Here is a 16,599-nt window from a genome sequence, read left to right on the forward strand (position 1 = left end):
ACCACTCCTAACTTTAATAATTTAACAGTTGTAAATATTCATGTAAAAAGATTATTGTAAATTTTTAATGATTATTTAAAATTATCTTTAAGTTCATCATCCATTTTTAATGTTACATGTCTATCTGTTTTAATGGTTTCAAAACCTGAATTAATAACTCGTATAATTCTTTGGGCAATTTTATTTCCAATTCCCTCTACTTTTTTAAGATCTTCCTCTGATGCATTGATAACAGCTTTTACACTTTGAAACTCTTCAAGTAGTTTTCGAGCTGTTACTGGACCCACATTTGGTAGTGATTCAATTATAAAAAGTTGTTGTTCCCAAGTAGTTAATGGTTTTTTTCCATTTCTTAATTGAATATCTGGTTTTACATGTTTCTGTTCCCTAATTGCTATCCTATATATCATTGCAGCAGTATCTTCAGGGGATCTGGTAGGTATAATTGATATACCAAAGTCCAATGCAATTGATGCAATGGCGCCCCGTATCGCATTTGGGTGTACAGAGCTGGAATAAAGATTTGTTCCTTCAATTATCATAATAGGTTTTTTGAAATTGTCAACGAGTTCTTTTGCCTGTTTATGGAGTCTTTTATCCATTATAGAACTAATAAAATCGGCATCAGTCTTTCTTTCAATTGCAACTTCTTCGCTTACTTGATAATCAGCAACTACAAGACTTTTAATTTCTACATCAGCATTTAAATGTTCGAGTTCCCTTAGAATTTTCCTTTCTTTTAAATCTGCGTAAATAACTGGTTTATTTTTGTTTTCTTCTTCCTCTTCTACAATTACATTATTATTGTTATTAACAACTTCAAAATTACTAGGATCATTCCGGTAATTATTTGAAAGCTGTTTTTTCATTTGTTTTTCTTTGTTAATACTTGACCAATAATATGACTCGTCCCTTGTTCCTTTGGTTATTAATATGGACATTTTTCCTAAATGTTTACGGCCAGTTCTTCCTCTTCGTTGGATCATTCTTATTTCAGATGGAACTGGTTCATACAAAACAACCAAATCTACTGCAGGTATGTCTATTCCTTCTTCTGCAACGCTCGTGGATATTAGAACATCATACTCTCCGTTTTTGAAAGCTTTAATTATTTCTTTTTGCTTTTTTTGAGTTAAACCCTTTTCATTTTCTCTTGATGCTTGTCCAAAGAATTTTACAGCATTTATACCTTCTGCAGTGCAATGCTGGTAAATATTTTCAACTGAATCGCGAAATTGGGTAAAAACAATTACTCTTGATTCTTTATTTTTCAATTCCTTTTTAAGGATATTTATAAGTTTTTTGAGTTTGGGATGGTCAATTCCCTTTTTGTAAGCATTTTCTGTAAGACCTATGGCCATTTGAAATTCTGCATCATTAATAAGTCCCTTGGCAGCTTTTGTCTTTTTTTTCCTTAATCGTTCAAAGTATTTCTGAAGAGTTGTAGTTCCTTGTGTTTCTAGCAATTCCAAAGAATGTAAAATATTTATAACTGCAGTCAAAATAGAAACTGCAATGAAACATTTTTTTGGTGGGTGAATACTTCGGCCTATCCTATTTTGTGCTTTTCCTTTTGCTATAAGCACATCTTTTTTACTGACATTTGAAACAGACCTGATAACTCCCATTGTTTTAAGAGTTTTTAAGCGTACCTTCAATGCTTTTTCAAGGTGTAATTTTATATCTTTAAGTTCCTGATTAAGTTCTATTTTCACCCATTTAACTTCAACTGGATTAAAATAGGGTTCAACATCTGTATCTTCTTCAGTTTTAATAACAACATCTTTTATGAAGAGATTTTTACAAACTTCTTGAATTTTCACTTCATCCCATCCTGGAGATGCTGTTAACCCTAATATTAGTGGATTTTTAGATTCTTGCATGTATTTAGTAGCAAGATAAACATAGGAATATGATCCCACTCCACGATGACATTCATCAAAAACCAACACAGAAACGTCTGAAAGGTTATACCGACCAGATATTAAATCTGATTCAACTGTTTGAGGTGTTGCGCATATGATTTGGGAATCATTCCATCTTTTAATTCTTTCTTCAGGTTTAATGGCTCCTGTTATTGATGTTACACTAGTTTTTAAAAAATATCTGAAGCTTTCTTCGTGCTGAACAACAAGAGGTTTGCTCGGTGCAAGAATCAACACTTTTGAATTGTTATAAGTATTAAGTCTTTCAGCAGCTACTAAAGCAGCTACTATAGTCTTTCCAAGTGCAGTTGGAGCTACAATCATTGTGTTTCCATTTTTTAGCACATCAGCTGCTAATACTTGTTGGTAAAGCCTTGATTCTATTTTTTCTGCATTAATCAAGGGGTGTTGTATCCATTTTCCCATAATGATCTATATCTAAAAAATAACATATAAATGTGTACAATTAAAGTACAAAATTCAGAATTAGAGATGATCAAAGATTTTTTTTGAATTAATAAGATAATAAAAGCCTAAATTTAGTTACAATACAAAATTTAGTATCATATATTTCTTAGGTTGATCAAAAAAAATAATTTAAATAGATTTTTTATTTATCTTCAATAATTAAATTCTCTAGATCGTTGTATACAACATCAATTCCACACATATTAGGAACATAATTTGCGGCTTTGGCTGAATCTACTCCAACTACTTTGTAATCAAGTTCTTCTATTGGAGCAACTACCATACAAGTGTCACAAACTATTTTTCCTCCTGCATTTTCAATAATTTGGGTGTAACCCATTCTGTCTGAAGCGGCTTTAACAGAAATTGATGTGCATACCCATAACATGTTTTTTAGTTTACGTCCTGCAACAGTTTCAGCTACCTTTCTTATCTCTTCAAGTGATGCATGTGGACATCCAACACAAATCAGATCAGGTTTTTCGTTAGTTGTTGATAATTTTTCTTTGGTTTCTTCAATATCATTTCGCATGATAGATAATTTTTCAACTTTATTATTTTCAATAAATTTAAGTGCCCATTTACTTTCAGGTGTGGTGTTTTCTACATGATAAAGCGCAACAGCACCTGATGATGCAAGTGCAGCTCCAAGCCATTTAAGTTGGTCAGTTGATGGACTTTTTTTGAATTTAAAGTATGGAATTCCTCCACCAACTTGGTTTCCAACCATGTAACCTATGGCACCAAAGTCCGAGCCCATTACAGATGTATCAATTTCAACCTGTAAATTTGGATGTCTCTCCTCTTCAAGATGATATCCATACTTGGCGGTCCTCCCACAAATTGCTGCTGAAAGAGCTCCTGGCCCTCCTTCACGATTAGTACGTGCACCTAAAACTGAATTTGCATAACAAACGGCAGATGATTCTGACCATGCAATATGTGAGCCGAATGTTGGTACATTTCCAACTAAATATGGTGTGCATGTACAAGTGGTTGATACTCCCATTTTTTGATATGCTTCTACAATTGCAAGCTGTTTTTTAGTGAATTCTTCAGAAAATCCCAATTCTCTCCATATTTTAAGATCAACACCAGCAGGATTTAGTGTTGAAGGGACTTTAACATGCGCATCTTTTGAAAGATCTTCAAGAAACTCAAGTCCTGCATCACCAATAGTTTTATATGAAACACCAGATATCTGTGCAGAAGTAATAGAAACGAGTTTTTCTGCTCCGTATATATCTCCAAGAGCTACGAGAATCTCCATACATTTCTCTACTGCTGGTCCTTCCTCACCGGCATACATCTTTTCTTCTTCGCGTGTTAGGTGCATAGAAATCACTAATTTTTTTGAAATATTAATAGGTATTGTATTTTTCAGCTAGCATTCAATTGTGTTCTAATTATTTCATCTACAAGATTAAGAAAATTATCCATTTCTCTATAAGGGATTACAGCGCCTGCTGCAATATTATGCCCACCACCAGATCCATTGAAACTTTTAGATGCATTTTCAAGGGCATATCCTAGGTTAACTCCCTTTTCAGTCATTTTAGAAGTGGTTCTTCCAGATACTTTTATTATATTATCCATGCGAGACATTGCAAGAACTGGTTTTTCTGGATCTAAAATTTCAAGATCGAGACCGATGCTGGAAAGAGTACCCATTATACGTTTTTTACGTTTTTCTTCAGTGTATATGTATTGGATTTTATCTTGAACAACAGATCCCTCTTTGTTGATCCATTCAATACCATGCACTAGATCGTCACTGTAACTTTTAACAAGATCTTGAGCTTCTTTAATAGATTTATCTCTATCACCTATGCATATACTGAGGCCTAGGCCTTGTTTCTTATTCTTTCCACAAGCATCAAGTATGTTGGAATAATCTTCAAGGTTCCTTAGTTCTGGTATTTCTGTGGGTATGCTGTAAACACTGCTGAAAATTTCAGGGTTTATCTTTACAAGCTCCTCCTTAAGGATATCTTTCTCTTCATTGCCTAACTCTGTGAATTTAATTCTATAGGAAATTCCTATTTTTTCTAAGAAAGTAACTGAACCTTCTTCATCTCCTGAAATCCCTTTGATAGCAGGATTAATTGTATGGGAAAGTGCTTTATAAAGTGGTTCACGTGTTTTGTTAGCTATTTTAAGATCATCTCGAACCTCGATATTATGGGATTCAATACCCTCATCAAGTATCATCTTATTAACACCACTAAAACCGTTTTTATATTGCATGTCTCCAAATGCACCTACAAGAGCCAGTCCGGCTAGATTTTTATATTCCATAGGTCGAACAGTGAGATATGATACTCCAGATCCGCTTACATCCTTTGTACCGTCCAGTCCATATAGGTGTGGATTGACATGTATAATATTATCTGGAATTGTTGTTTCGGGATTGGTTTGGTGATGATCAGCTATTATAACATCACCCTTGAGTCTTCTTATACCCTTGAGATTCGCACTACCCATATCGCAGAAAACAAATAATTTATATTTTTCCTTAAAAAATTTTGAGAGTACTTCATCCTTTAATCTAGGGACTATGGTAACATGAAATTTACCCTTTTCTTTGGCAATTGCGTTACACATTACCCCAGCAGCGGATATTCCATCAGCATCGTTGTGAGAAATTATTCTCACAACATGATCTTGCTTTAAGTGCCTGCGCAATAGATTGCAGGCTTCTTCTGCCTTATTTAACAAGGAGTGCTGCTGTTTTTGGATCATATCTCCATCCTTCAGGGAGCACACCTTCCCTTACATAATATCTTACGAGTCTTCTGATTTTGGATTCGATGATCCTAAGGCCTCTTTTGGTGTGAAGGTCCTTTGGGTTCTCTGTTAAGTGGTCTCTTATATTAACTGCTTTTTTTATCAGGTTAATGAGTTCTTCAGGATATTCTTCTCCTTGACCATGTTTTTCAAGTATTGCAGTTATTTTATCTCCGGTTACTGTTTTAACATCAGGAATTCCGTACTGGTCTCTTAAGATAACTCCTATAACACTTGTAGATTTACCTTCCTTTCTGAGTTTCAACACTAATTCTTCAATTTCTTCATTTGAGTATTCTGTCCATTCAGGCTTTATTGCCATCTAATCACCTCTATAATCTTTATACCAAATTGCAAACTTTTCAAGTGATTTTCTACGGTGAGAAAATTTATTTTTTTCAGTTATAGATAATTCTCCGAAGGTTTTATCATATCCTTCAGGCGTGAATAAGGGATCATATGCAAATCCATAATTCCCTTTCTCAATGTATCCTATACATCCATTGACAGCACCTAAAAAAATCTCGGGCTCGGTTTTGGGGGTGCAGAACCCAATAACCGACCTGAATTCGGCATATCTGTCTTTAACATCACTCATAAGTTTCAATATGCCCTGATTTCCCAGTGTATCCTGTACATAGGATGAATAAGTACCTGGAAACCAATCAAGGGCTTTAATGAAAATACCTGCGTCTTCAACTATCACTGGTTTGCCAAGACGCTTGGCAACATGTTTTGCACCGTACTGGGCTACATCTACCAGATTTCCTTGGATTTCTGGGTAACCTAAGTCTACATGTTCCAGTTCTATTCCAAAGTTATCAAAGATACCATTGGCTTCTTTTACTTTGTGTTGGTTACCAGTTATAAATGTTATCTTCATGTAAATCAGCCCACCATCTAAATACTGTCCTAAAATTTTATCTTAAATATAAGTTATTAATGAATTTAAGTGGGTTTTTTATATATAATTCTGTTTTAGAAGATAAAATACCCGTTAATTAAAGAAAATTACTTAAGTATTTTATCTGTGTAACGTACCCGTCCTTCAATTTCCACCATCTTTGATACTACAGATTCATAATCATTGGCGTAACGATACCCATGGAGAACTGATTCAATGCATTCCTTGGAGATGGTGTGGTGTATTGCAGAAATTGCTTTTTTAAACACTAAAAGGTCAACACCTTTATCTTCAATCAGATCTGATATCATTCCCAGTCCAAAATCTATGAAAATGAGCTGTTCATCTTTAACCATCATGTTTGAACTAGTCAGATCTCCATGTATTATCTTGCAGTTATGGAGTTTTGCAATGTTTTCGCCAATTTTTTCGCATAAATCTTTAAATTTGAAGTTATTTGAAGTTTTTGAACCCTCAAAAATATTTTTTACAGGAGTGCCTAATATTTTTTCCATTACAATTGCACTTTCATCTTTTACAATGTCATATATTATCGGAGTTTTGACACCACATCTTTTTGCTTCTCCTAACAGTTTGGCTTCACCCTTACTTCTTTTTTTTCTCAAATAATTATCAATATCTTCGATTCTATATCCTTTTGGAACCCTTTTTTTAATTACAGCTTCTTTGTCCATCCATTGTCCTGGTAATATGTTAGCTTCTGCACCTTTTTCTAATATATCTGAAGGCAGTTCCAATATTCTTTCAGAACTTTTCATCCAAGGAACATCTACCTGGTCAGTTCTATATTTCTGTATTATCCCAGTATCTTCAATATCAGTTACTAAACCATTTTTATGCATCAATTGCCCCATCCAAGCTATCATGGCACCATTATCTCCACAGTACTTTATTGGGGGCATGTAAAAATCTGCATAATGCTCCTCAGACATAATTGATAGCATTTCTCTTAATCGTGTATTTGCAGCAACACCACCACATAAAAGGACCTCAACTTTCTTTGTGTGAGCAATGGCTCTTTCTGTCACCTCTACTAACATTGCAAAGGCAGTTTCCTGTAGGCTGTAACAAACATCTTCTATGGCTTCACCAGATTCATATTTCCTTATGGCCGCAGTTAAAAGTCCTGAAAATGATAAATCCATTCCTTTAACAGTATAAGGGAGTTTAATGTAGGTGGACGATTTTTTTGCCAGTTCTTCAACTTTTGGACCGCCAGGATGTCCAAGCCCCACTGACCTACTAAACTGGTCAAGACAATTTCCTATGGCTATATCAAGGGTTTCACCAAATAATCTGTATCTACCTGAGTCAAAAGCAATTATTTGGGTGTTCCCTCCACTGACGTAAAGCGTAACTGGATCAATTGCACCTGTAGTTAATTTTCCAATTTCAACATGGCCAATGCAATGATTTACTCCAACTATGGGGATTTTAAGCATTAAAGAAAGGCTTCTTGATGCAGTTGCAACAGTTCTGAGGGCAGGTCCAAGACCGGGACCCTTAGAGAATGCAACCAGATCAATTTCATTTAAATGTAATTTTGACTCACTAAGGGCCTCTTCTATCAAAGGAACAATTGTGGCGGCATGGTGTTCTGCAGCTTCTCTAGGGTGAATTCCTCCACTTTCGGGTATTAGGGCTTTACCAACAGAGGATAAGATTCTGCCTTCCGAGTCTACAATTCCTACACCTGTTTTTTCTGCGGTACCCTCAATTCCTATACATATCAATTAAATCACTTTTCCATCAATATTTTCAATTAGATTAAATTAGTTAGTACAATATTTTATATTAAAAATTTGTATACATCTATTGTCATATCAAAATTTCAGAGTTATCATTTATTTATATCTAATTTTATAACATAACTAATAATCGAAGGTGAAACAATGGAAGGAGTAATAAAAAGTTATGGATCAGCAAATATGATTCATAAATTGAAAAATAAGGATTCATTATTTTTATGTGTAATAGCAAGTACATTAACATCTAGAATTACAGGAATAACAGGTGCAGGAGCAACACCTGAATTAACTGATTATACTCCTGCAGCTGATGTTGAGCTTGTAATGTTGGGGGAGCCTCTTTGTCTTTCTGAAATTCCAAAAACTGTTGTAGATGGCGTAGCAGCACCAACTCCTGCAGTAATAACTAAAGCTTCTTTAGATCTTGCAGATATTCCTTTTTTGGTTGTAGATGCGGGGGCTGCAGTAAAACCAAATATACCTTATATGAATATAAATGAAACTCCTGGAGGAGATATAAACAAGGGAAACGCTGTTGATAATTCTGAGAAAATCTTTAATAATGGTTTTATCCTTGGTAAAAATCTTTCAAAATTAACAGATCACCTTGTGATTGGAGAAAGTACCCCTGCAGGTACTACCACAGCTCTAGGAGTTTTAACTGCTATGGGATATGAAGTTGATCATAAAATTAGTGGAAGTACTCCGGAAAATCCCCATGTACTTAAACATAATGTTGTTGAGAATGGACTAAAGCTTTCAGGGTTTAAAGCTGGTGAACTCGATACTGAACCTTTTAAAGCTATAAATGCAGTTGGAGATCCTATGATACCTGCAGTTGCAGGCATTGCGATGGGCAGTACAGTACCTGTTACCCTAGCAGGAGGTACCCAAATGACGGCTGTTTGTGCAGTTATTAAAGGAATAGCACCTGAATTTGATTTTAGTTCATTATCTATTGCAACGACAGTATTTGTTGCCGAGGACGAAACTTCGGATATTAACTTTATAGCCAATCAGATTTCAGATATCAGCATTTTTGCAGTTGATCCTTACTTTGAGAAATCAAATACCATTGGTCTTGTAAACTACACTAAAGGTTCAGTAAAAGAGGGAGTCGGTGCAGGAGGGGCAATGTTCGCAGCAATGCTTAAAAATGTTTCAATTGAAGATATAAGAATTAGAACTGAAGAACTCTGCAGGGAAATTTTTTAAATAGAATTTCTAAATTTATTTAAAAATAATTTAACAAATAGTAACAACAAAATCGATTTAAAAATAAATAAAATAAAAAAAAATGAATTTTTTTATGGATGCACTAAAGAAATGATTATTACAGCAATACCGACGATCCAACAATAGTATGCAAAGATCATCAGTGTCCGTTCTTTAATTATTTTAAGTAGTAACTTGATTGCTAAATAACCAAAAATTAATGCTGATAAAAATCCTGCTATTAAAACCCCCGTACTTACATCAAAACTTGTTATATCTTTAGCTTGTACTAAAACAGCACCCAGTATGGCCGGTATGGATAATAAAAAACTAAACCTTGCAGCTAACTCTCTGTTAAGTCCTGAAAATAGTCCTGCAGAGATGGTTGCACCTGATCTTGAGATACCGGGAGCGATTGCAATACCCTGTGCAATACCGATTACAAGAGCATTTTTAAATGAAATATCTTCCACATCCTTCTCTCCGGGTTTAACTCTTTCAGCACCCCACAATAACAGTCCTGTAATAATCAAGAAGAATCCAACGTATATAACAGAATTAAAAAGAGCTTCAAACTGTTTTTGAAGTAAAATTCCCATTAATCCTGCAGGTATTGTTCCTACAACCAGGAGCCATGTAAGTTTTTTAAAGGGTTTTTCCTTTAATCCTTCTTTGAATTTTCCACTGAAAATATCCATAATACTTGATATGAATGAAGTAATTATTTTTACAATATCTCTCCAGAAATATCCTACAACCGCTACAAGTGTTCCTAGGTGTAATAATGTGTCAAATGCCACATTTTGTTGTAGTCCTAAAATATCTGTAATAAATACTAAATGTGCAGAACTACTTACTGGAAGAAATTCTGTTAGGCCTTGGATTACTCCTAAAATTATTGCTTGAATAATGTCCATTTTTTTATCACCTTATAATTATTGAAATATTTACTTTCATTAGATTAAATTGCTGATATAAACTATTGCTTTACTTACTTTTATTAAAAAAATTAATGAAAAAAAGTTATAAGTTATAACTTATAAGTTTTTAGTTATAAGTCAGAATTCACATGTGTCAACCAACCATATTTATCTTCATTTTCACCATTAACTATCGTAAAAAAGGTTTCTTGAAGTTTTCTGGTAATTTCTCCCCTATAGCCTTCGCCTACAATAATCTTATCAACAGAACGAACAGGAGTGACTTCAGCAGCCGTACCTGTGAGAAATACTTCATCAGCTATGTATAACATCTCCCTTGGGATCTGTTCTTCACGAACTTCCAATTCTAACTCATTTGCAAGAATTATTATTGCATCTCGTGTTAAACCCGATAATAGGGAAGAGGAAATCGGGGGTGTAAACAGAATATCATCTTTAACAACAAAAATATTTTCTCCACTACCTTCACTAACCATGCCCTGATAATCGAGCATGATACCTTCATCATATCCATTGATAATGGATTCCATCTTTGCAAGTTGTGAGTTCATATAATTTGAACCCGCCTTTGCCATGTTAGGCATGGTGTCTGGGGCCATTCTTCTCCAGCTGGATATTCCAACATCAACACCTTCCTCAATAGCTTTTTCACCTAAATATTTTCCCCAAGCCCAAGCAGCTATAACAGTTTCAACAGGACAGTTCATTGGATAAACTCCCAGTTCACCATAACCTCTAAAAGCAACGGGCCTAATATAACACGCCTTCAATTTGTTTATCTGAATGGTCTTTACAATAGCTTGACTGAGATCATCAATAGAGTAAGGTATTATCATTCTGTAGATCTTTCCTGAATTTATTAATCGTTGAACATGCTCTCGCAAACGGAATACAGCAGGGCCTTTTTTAGTCTCATAACACCTTATCCCCTCAAAAACACTTGTTCCATAATGAACAACATGTGATAATACATGTAAATTTGCATCCTTCCAGTCAACGAAATTTCCATTAAACCATATTTTTCCTGATTCATCAAATGCCATGGTTATCCCTCAAATTTATCATTTATAATTAGGGTTACTAGAATAAATAGATTTATAAAATTAATAATAAATGCTCAAATCATAAAATATATACAATTTTAGTCTTTATATTGAAAAAGATTAAATTTTAATTGTAAATATTATTATATTTCATGATCAATTTTTTTACTAATAGATTAGAATGAAAATTTTATAAGTAGTACAGTTAAATCAATATTTACAAATATTCATATATAATATTTGAGACTTTATGAATTTCTAGAAAAGGTTTATATAGCCTAACGCATAATATGAGAGAAGAGGGCCGGTGGTCTAGGGGTATGATACCTCGCTTACAACGAGGTGATCAGGAGTTCGAATCTCCTCCGGCCCATTTATAGGCATTTTTTGATCAAATTAAATTATAAAATAATTTTGTAATAAAATAATTTTAGGTGTAGATAACCATTTTATTGTTTCTTGGAAAATCTAATTTTATTTTTTTTTCAAGGGGCCGGTGGTCTAGGGGTATGATACCTCGCTCACACCGAGGTGATCAGGAGTTCGAATCTCCTCCGGCCCATATTTTAATTTTATGATATACTTCATTTTTCAAGATTTTGATTTAAAATTTAGCAAAGCTCTATTTTGAATTATCAATGATAAATTTAGAGCATATTCAGAATTTTATGATAAAAAAAAGAGTTTAAAAATCATATTTTATAGCAACACAATTAGAACAACATATATTATCATTGAAACGAAGAAAACAATTGTTCCTTTAGTAAGTACCACATTTGGATCCCTATCTGCATAAAAGACTAGACCGTATGATAGGATAGCTGAAGAGAGTATCTTGGAAACACCAATAAGGGCGGTGTTTTTATTAAATAAGCCTATTATATAGGTTATCAATGATGATAATAATAGTACTATAATAATTAGCGCAACAGTGTTACTCATAATACCTTTGAATCCCTGCATAAAGTTTCCAAGATTCAAATTCCTTCCAACACTTTTTGATCTTCCACTTTTAGATAAACTTCTTTTCCCTGCATGGAAAATTGATGGTCCTTTTGATGATTTAGTCGAAGGGATATATGTTTCTGAATCTTCGTTTTCATCGATTACATTAGTTTCATATATTTCATTTTCTTTTTTGGAGAATTTTTTTGCTATTGTCACTAAACCATCTTTATCAATAAGTTTAATATTTCTTCTTCCCGCATAATTTGACGCGCTATTAGTGAAGTAAGATGTGGTAATTACAACAATCTTCGATGCTTTAAGGGTCTTACCAATCATTTCCATTTCCTTCAATACATCTAATCCAACTTCCCAATGTTCATCATAGTTTTTACAGGCCACTACAACACCCATATCTCCTACAATGGTAGGTAAAACTCCATAGATGTCTATTATATAGCGGGAAGTTTTGAAGTCTTTGTAGACCTTGAACCCAGATTCTTCCATAACCTTTCCAACGAACCTGACCAACCTATCTTTTTCCAATTTACTCACCTTAAAGTACCAAAGGGAATGATATTTTACATTATCTTTACTATCATTATTTAATATGTATTATTAATTCTTTTCTAATTTAATATACTTAAAACTGTCCCCATCTCCAACTCTTTGCCACGCAAACTTTTTGAATGTTGAGTTATAAATATGCCTGTATGAGAATTCTTATAACCAATGACGATGGAGTTAACTCGTCTGGAATAATGGCTGCTAAAAAAGCTGTTGAAGGTCTAGGAAAGATCGACGTGGTGGCTCCTGCAACTCAACAAAGTGGAATTGGGCATGCATTAACGTTATTTGAACCAATTAGGGTTACTGCAACAAATCTTCTAGATGGAAGTGAAGCATTTTCAGTTTCAGGAACCCCTACAGATGCAGTAATAATAGGTATTTACGAGATTACTGAAGAAAAACCAGATCTTGTGATATCTGGAATTAATATAGGAGAAAACCTTGGAAAGTCAGAATTAACTACATCTGGAACTATAGGCGCTGCAATGGAAGCAGCAGTTCATGGTATTCCTTCAATATCAGTTTCACTTCAAGTTTCTCGTGGGGACATAAAGTTTCATGATGGTCATGTTGATGTTGATTTCAGACATGCATCAAAGATATTGAAATGTGTGGCTGAGAAGGTAATCGAGAAAGGACTCCCATCAGGTGTGGATTTTTTGAATCTGAACATACCCTCACATCCATCTAATAACAAGATAAATCTCACTAGGTTGGGTGAAAGAATGTATAAAATCCATATAAAGAAAAGATTAGATCCACGTGGTAGACCTTATTATTGGATCGATGGGGACCCAATTGAAAATGATGATATTGGAACAGATGTGAATGTTCTTAAAGTTGAACGTTCTGCAACAATAACTCCTATTTCTCTAGATTGTACATCGAAATTAAATTTAATGGAAGGATGGTTGGATTAACTTTCTTTTCCCTTTCATATTATGAATTGAATTATTATTTATTTTTCATATTTATTCGATTTTCCAGACATACACTTCCAGTGTAATGGTGTTCATTTTTGGTGTACTAATTTAATGAAATAATTTCTACAGAAGAATTATTTAAGATATATATTCAAACTATTTCATTAATATGTAATTTTTTAGATATGAAATTTAAAATGCCATTGATTAATAGGATATTTTAATTCAATCAGATATTATTTAGTCTTAATATGAAATTATCTTAAAATAATTTTATATGATGTTATATCTAAAAAATGGAAAAAAAATAAAATTCTCAAACAGAATTACTAAAATTAAACTCCCTGATGATCTACTGTAGAAAAATTATTTTATATTTGTTAATTATAACTAAAAAATTAATATAAAATTTAATTTTAAGATTATACTGTAGAACAATATTTATCAAATTTTAATTCATATTTTTTACTTTTATCCCTAGAATATTATTTTTACCTTCAAAAACTGATTTAGCTATCTGTGCACTTCCTACCGAACCAGATGTAGGAGGTAGTTTTAGAATTGGAACTGATTTATTCAATCCCATTTTAATTTCTTGAAAAAAGTCATAAGGTTTTCGCATTGAACCTATTGAACCAGTTAAAACAATACCTTGAAGTTGGGAATCGGTTATCCCAATAAGGCCATGAATTTCCATTAGAATAGTCATAATCATTGTTTTGAAAGCAAGCGCGGTCATTTCATCTCCTTTGATGTATCGTTGTAGAAGTTCTTCTTTAGCTAATGAAACTTTCGTATCTAAATTTGCTATTTTAACTGCTCCTGCTCTCGAAAAACACTCATTAGCAGTTTTTAATCCATCATCAATGTCTCTAATCATTTGAAGATCTAATGGGCCATGAACTAAACCCATTGCACCAATACAAGCGTCCATTGCTCCACGTATTTTTCCATCTTCAATTAACATGCTTACAGTATTTGAGCTAATATCTGATACAACCATATTTTCAAAACCAGTTTCCATATATGCATTGTAACATATACTGATTTTTTCAGAGCTTGCATGATGGGAATAAGCAGCTTTAAATCGAGGATCAAGACATTCTGTATTCTTATGGATTCCAGGTATAAGTATTGTGGGAATTCCTGATTTTTCTATTTCATCATATACTGCAGTTCCTCCTCCAGTTACCTTACCTGCACCTTCCATTGACAGAATTCCTCTATCTTTAACCTTTTCAATAGGCATAATTGTATTGATGCCGTCACCCATTGCGTAAGTAATGGCCATTAGGTCAATGGATTTTAGGTCAACCCTTTTATTAAGCTGTTGAAGTGCTGATGCAGAGCCTTTTGATAGTTCTTCTCTTCCAATTTTGAAGTGTACAGGCTTATCAGTAAGTATTGTAAAAGAAACTCCTGTTGTACCGTGATCCATGCCAATAAAGACCATATTATCACCATTTTAATTGATAAAGGTATAAATTCAAATAGAATTTAGTATAATCTAGTGCAATTCCAAAAGTTCAATCTTGTGTTAAAAAGAAAAAAATTATTTTTGGAGTCCACATAATTTTCTGAGTTTGGCTCCAACTTTTTCTATTTGTAGTTCAGATTCAATTGTTCTTAATCTTTTGAGCATTGGGCTTCCAGCATTAGTTTCAGTTGCCCATTCTCTTGTAAATTCTCCTGTCTGTATCTCTTCTAGAATTTTTTTCATTTCTGCTCGGGTTTCATCGGTAATTATACGTTTTCTTGTAGCAAGACCGCCATATTCAGCAGTGTTACTTACATCGTTCCACATCCCAGCAAATCCTTTTGCATATATAAGATCTACAATGAGCTTTAACTCATGACATGTTTCAAAGTATGCAATCTCTGGTTGGTATCCTGCATCAACAAGGGTCTGGAAACCAGCAGCAATAAGTTCTGTTGCCCCTCCACATAGTACAGCTTGTTCCCCAAAGAGATCTGTTTCTGTTTCTTCTTTGAAAGTTGTTTCGAGTACACCTGCTCTTGTTAATCCTGAACCTTGGCCCATTGCTAACGCAATTTGAAGTGCATTTCCAGTATAATCCCTTTCAACAGCTACTAATCCTGGCACACCAAATCCTTCTTCATAAGTTTTTCTAACCATTGCGCCTGGACCTTTAGGAGCTATCATTGTTATATTAACATTTTCTGGAGCGTTTATATACCCGAAATGTATATTGTAACCATGTGAGAAAGATAAAGTATTTCCTTCTTCAAGATTATCTCTTATTGATTTTTTGTATACTTCTCCCTGAATTTCATCCGGTATTAGTATATGTATTACATCAGCAGCTTTTGCTGCATCTTCAACGGTCATAACATTTAAGCCATCATTTTTAGCTTTTTTCCATGAAGCACCATCTTCTCTTAAACCTACAACAACATTTAATCCGCTTTCATGCATGTTTCTTGATTGTGCCATTCCTTGGCTTCCATATCCTATAACTGCAACAGTTTTATCCTTTAAAATGTTTAAATCGACATCTTTTTCATAATACATTTTCATTTTTTCTCCTCCATATTAAATTAATATTTTTAACATAAATGCTTAATTTTTTTTGTAGTGAAATACAATTACATGGTCTTATTTCCTCTTGAAATTGCTGTTGGGCCCGTTCTAGCAACTTCTTTGATGCCAAATATTCTGACCAGATCAATAAGGGATTCTATTTTTTCAGGTGGGCCGGTAATTTCAATAGTAAGTGTATCAGGGCCGACATCAATTATTCTTCCACGGAATATATTTGCATATTGTATTACCTCTGACCTCACTTTCTCATTTGCTGTATGAACTTTAATTAAGCATAATTCTCGTTTTACAGTTATTTGAGGTTCAAGATCCCTTACTTTAATTACTTCTATGAGTTTATTGAGTTGTTTGGTGATTTGTTCCAGAACTTTTTCATCACCCTTTGCTATGATTGTCATACGTGCAAGGTTCTTTTGTTCAGATGTACCTACAGTAATATTTTCTATATTAAAACCTCTTCTTGTGAAGAGACCTGCTACCCTTTGGAGTACACCCGGTTTATGAAGAACCAAAGCACTTATAATATGAGTTCTGCTTTCATCCAAC

14 protein-coding genes and 2 tRNA genes are annotated in these 16,599 nt (G+C 33.7%); 4 read left to right on the forward strand and 12 right to left on the reverse strand.

The features are described 5' to 3' along the window. Positions 1–71 precede the first annotated feature (71 nt). The 6 genes from K8N75_RS03260 to K8N75_RS03285 form a co-directional block, all read right to left on the reverse strand. A complete protein-coding gene (locus K8N75_RS03260; protein ID WP_223790688.1) occupies positions 72–2,351 on the reverse strand; it encodes a DEAD/DEAH box helicase in 2,280 nt (759 codons plus the stop codon). 184 nt (positions 2,352–2,535) lie between these two features. Then, entirely contained in the window at positions 2,536–3,729 is a 1,194-nt protein-coding gene (locus tag K8N75_RS03265; protein ID WP_255590768.1) for an aconitase X, read from the reverse strand. A 44-nt stretch (positions 3,730–3,773) separates the two neighbouring features. Continuing rightward, positions 3,774–5,135, reverse strand: coding sequence for a RecJ family nuclease (gene recJ / locus K8N75_RS03270; RefSeq protein ID WP_223790690.1), 1,362 nt, complete (start codon positions 5,133–5,135; stop codon positions 3,774–3,776). Then, positions 5,101–5,502 carry a 30S ribosomal protein S15 gene (locus K8N75_RS03275; RefSeq protein WP_223790691.1) on the reverse strand — a complete coding sequence of 134 codons (402 nt, stop codon included), beginning with the start codon at positions 5,500–5,502 and terminating at the stop codon, positions 5,101–5,103. Before K8N75_RS03275 ends, recJ begins: the two co-directional genes overlap by 35 nt. Beyond that, the gene (locus K8N75_RS03280; protein ID WP_223790692.1) at positions 5,503–6,063 is read right to left on the reverse strand and encodes an XTP/dITP diphosphatase; all 561 of its coding nucleotides are present in this window, start codon (positions 6,061–6,063) and stop codon (positions 5,503–5,505) included. It lies immediately after the preceding gene. Positions 6,064–6,191: 128 nt separating this feature from the next. Next, positions 6,192–7,838: a bifunctional N(6)-L-threonylcarbamoyladenine synthase/serine/threonine protein kinase gene (locus K8N75_RS03285; RefSeq protein ID WP_223790693.1), complete on the reverse strand. Its 1,647-nt coding sequence runs from the start codon at positions 7,836–7,838 to the stop codon at positions 6,192–6,194. A 159-nt stretch (positions 7,839–7,997) separates the two neighbouring features. Here K8N75_RS03285 and cobT point away from each other — a divergent pair, with 159 nt between their 5' ends. Beyond that, the gene (cobT, locus tag K8N75_RS03290; protein ID WP_223790694.1) at positions 7,998–9,068 is read left to right on the forward strand and encodes a nicotinate mononucleotide-dependent phosphoribosyltransferase CobT; all 1,071 of its coding nucleotides are present in this window, start codon (positions 7,998–8,000) and stop codon (positions 9,066–9,068) included. Positions 9,069–9,160: 92 nt separating this feature from the next. Here cobT and uppP read toward each other — a convergent pair whose 3' ends face one another. Together uppP and K8N75_RS03300 are read right to left on the reverse strand one after the other, a co-directional pair. Further along, the gene (gene uppP, locus K8N75_RS03295) at positions 9,161–9,985 is read right to left on the reverse strand and encodes an undecaprenyl-diphosphatase UppP (protein ID WP_223790695.1); all 825 of its coding nucleotides are present in this window, start codon (positions 9,983–9,985) and stop codon (positions 9,161–9,163) included. Positions 9,986–10,119: 134 nt separating this feature from the next. Further along, positions 10,120–11,052, reverse strand: coding sequence for a branched-chain amino acid transaminase (locus tag K8N75_RS03300; protein WP_223790696.1), 933 nt, complete (start codon positions 11,050–11,052; stop codon positions 10,120–10,122). Between the two features lie 301 nt (positions 11,053–11,353). On the opposite strand from K8N75_RS03300, the gene K8N75_RS03305 reads away from it, so the two are divergent. Together K8N75_RS03305 and K8N75_RS03310 are read left to right on the forward strand one after the other, a co-directional pair. Next, positions 11,354–11,425: transfer RNA gene (locus K8N75_RS03305), tRNA-Val, on the forward strand. A gap of 117 nt (positions 11,426–11,542) precedes the next feature. Next, positions 11,543–11,614 (forward strand) — tRNA-Val (locus K8N75_RS03310). 137 nt (positions 11,615–11,751) lie between these two features. On the opposite strand, the gene K8N75_RS03315 is transcribed toward K8N75_RS03310, so the two are convergent. After that, positions 11,752–12,543 (reverse strand): restriction endonuclease, encoded by a 792-nt coding sequence (locus K8N75_RS03315; RefSeq protein WP_223790697.1) that lies wholly within the window; start codon positions 12,541–12,543, stop codon positions 11,752–11,754. A gap of 167 nt (positions 12,544–12,710) precedes the next feature. Here K8N75_RS03315 and surE point away from each other — a divergent pair, with 167 nt between their 5' ends. Beyond that, positions 12,711–13,487, forward strand: coding sequence for a 5'/3'-nucleotidase SurE (gene surE, locus K8N75_RS03320; protein WP_048192060.1), 777 nt, complete (start codon positions 12,711–12,713; stop codon positions 13,485–13,487). A gap of 454 nt (positions 13,488–13,941) precedes the next feature. Here the strand turns inward: surE and K8N75_RS03325 are convergent, their stop codons facing one another. From K8N75_RS03325 to ilvN, 3 genes are all read right to left on the reverse strand, one after another. Beyond that, complete coding sequence (locus tag K8N75_RS03325) at positions 13,942–14,943, reverse strand: methanogenesis marker 12 protein (protein ID WP_223790698.1); 1,002 nt, start codon at positions 14,941–14,943, stop codon at positions 13,942–13,944. 99 nt (positions 14,944–15,042) lie between these two features. Next, the gene (ilvC, locus tag K8N75_RS03330; protein WP_223790699.1) at positions 15,043–16,029 is read right to left on the reverse strand and encodes a ketol-acid reductoisomerase; all 987 of its coding nucleotides are present in this window, start codon (positions 16,027–16,029) and stop codon (positions 15,043–15,045) included. 68 nt (positions 16,030–16,097) lie between these two features. Then, positions 16,098–16,598: an acetolactate synthase small subunit gene (gene ilvN, locus K8N75_RS03335; protein WP_223790700.1), complete on the reverse strand. Its 501-nt coding sequence runs from the start codon at positions 16,596–16,598 to the stop codon at positions 16,098–16,100. Between the last annotated feature and the right edge of the window lies 1 nt (position 16,599).

Source organism: Methanobacterium spitsbergense, assembly GCF_019931065.1.
In the GTDB taxonomy this organism is placed as follows: Archaea; Methanobacteriota; Methanobacteria; order Methanobacteriales; family Methanobacteriaceae; genus Methanobacterium_B; species Methanobacterium_B spitsbergense.

Coding starts and splice junctions, on each gene's coding strand:
- K8N75_RS03260 (WP_223790688.1), bottom strand. CDS start 2,351: ATGGGAAAATGGATACAACACCCCTTGATTAATGCAGAAAAAATAGAA.
- K8N75_RS03265 (WP_255590768.1), bottom strand. CDS start 3,729: ATGCACCTAACACGCGAAGAAGAAAAGATGTATGCCGGTGAGGAAGGA.
- recJ (WP_223790690.1), bottom strand. CDS start 5,135: ATGATCCAAAAACAGCAGCACTCCTTGTTAAATAAGGCAGAAGAAGCC.
- K8N75_RS03275 (WP_223790691.1), bottom strand. CDS start 5,502: ATGGCAATAAAGCCTGAATGGACAGAATACTCAAATGAAGAAATTGAA.
- K8N75_RS03280 (WP_223790692.1), bottom strand. CDS start 6,063: ATGAAGATAACATTTATAACTGGTAACCAACACAAAGTAAAAGAAGCC.
- cobT (WP_223790694.1), top strand. CDS start 7,998: ATGGAAGGAGTAATAAAAAGTTATGGATCAGCAAATATGATTCATAAA.
- uppP (WP_223790695.1), bottom strand. CDS start 9,985: ATGGACATTATTCAAGCAATAATTTTAGGAGTAATCCAAGGCCTAACA.
- K8N75_RS03300 (WP_223790696.1), bottom strand. CDS start 11,052: ATGGCATTTGATGAATCAGGAAAAATATGGTTTAATGGAAATTTCGTT.
- surE (WP_048192060.1), top strand. CDS start 12,711: ATGAGAATTCTTATAACCAATGACGATGGAGTTAACTCGTCTGGAATA.
- K8N75_RS03325 (WP_223790698.1), bottom strand. CDS start 14,943: ATGGTCTTTATTGGCATGGATCACGGTACAACAGGAGTTTCTTTTACA.
- ilvC (WP_223790699.1), bottom strand. CDS start 16,029: ATGAAAATGTATTATGAAAAAGATGTCGATTTAAACATTTTAAAGGAT.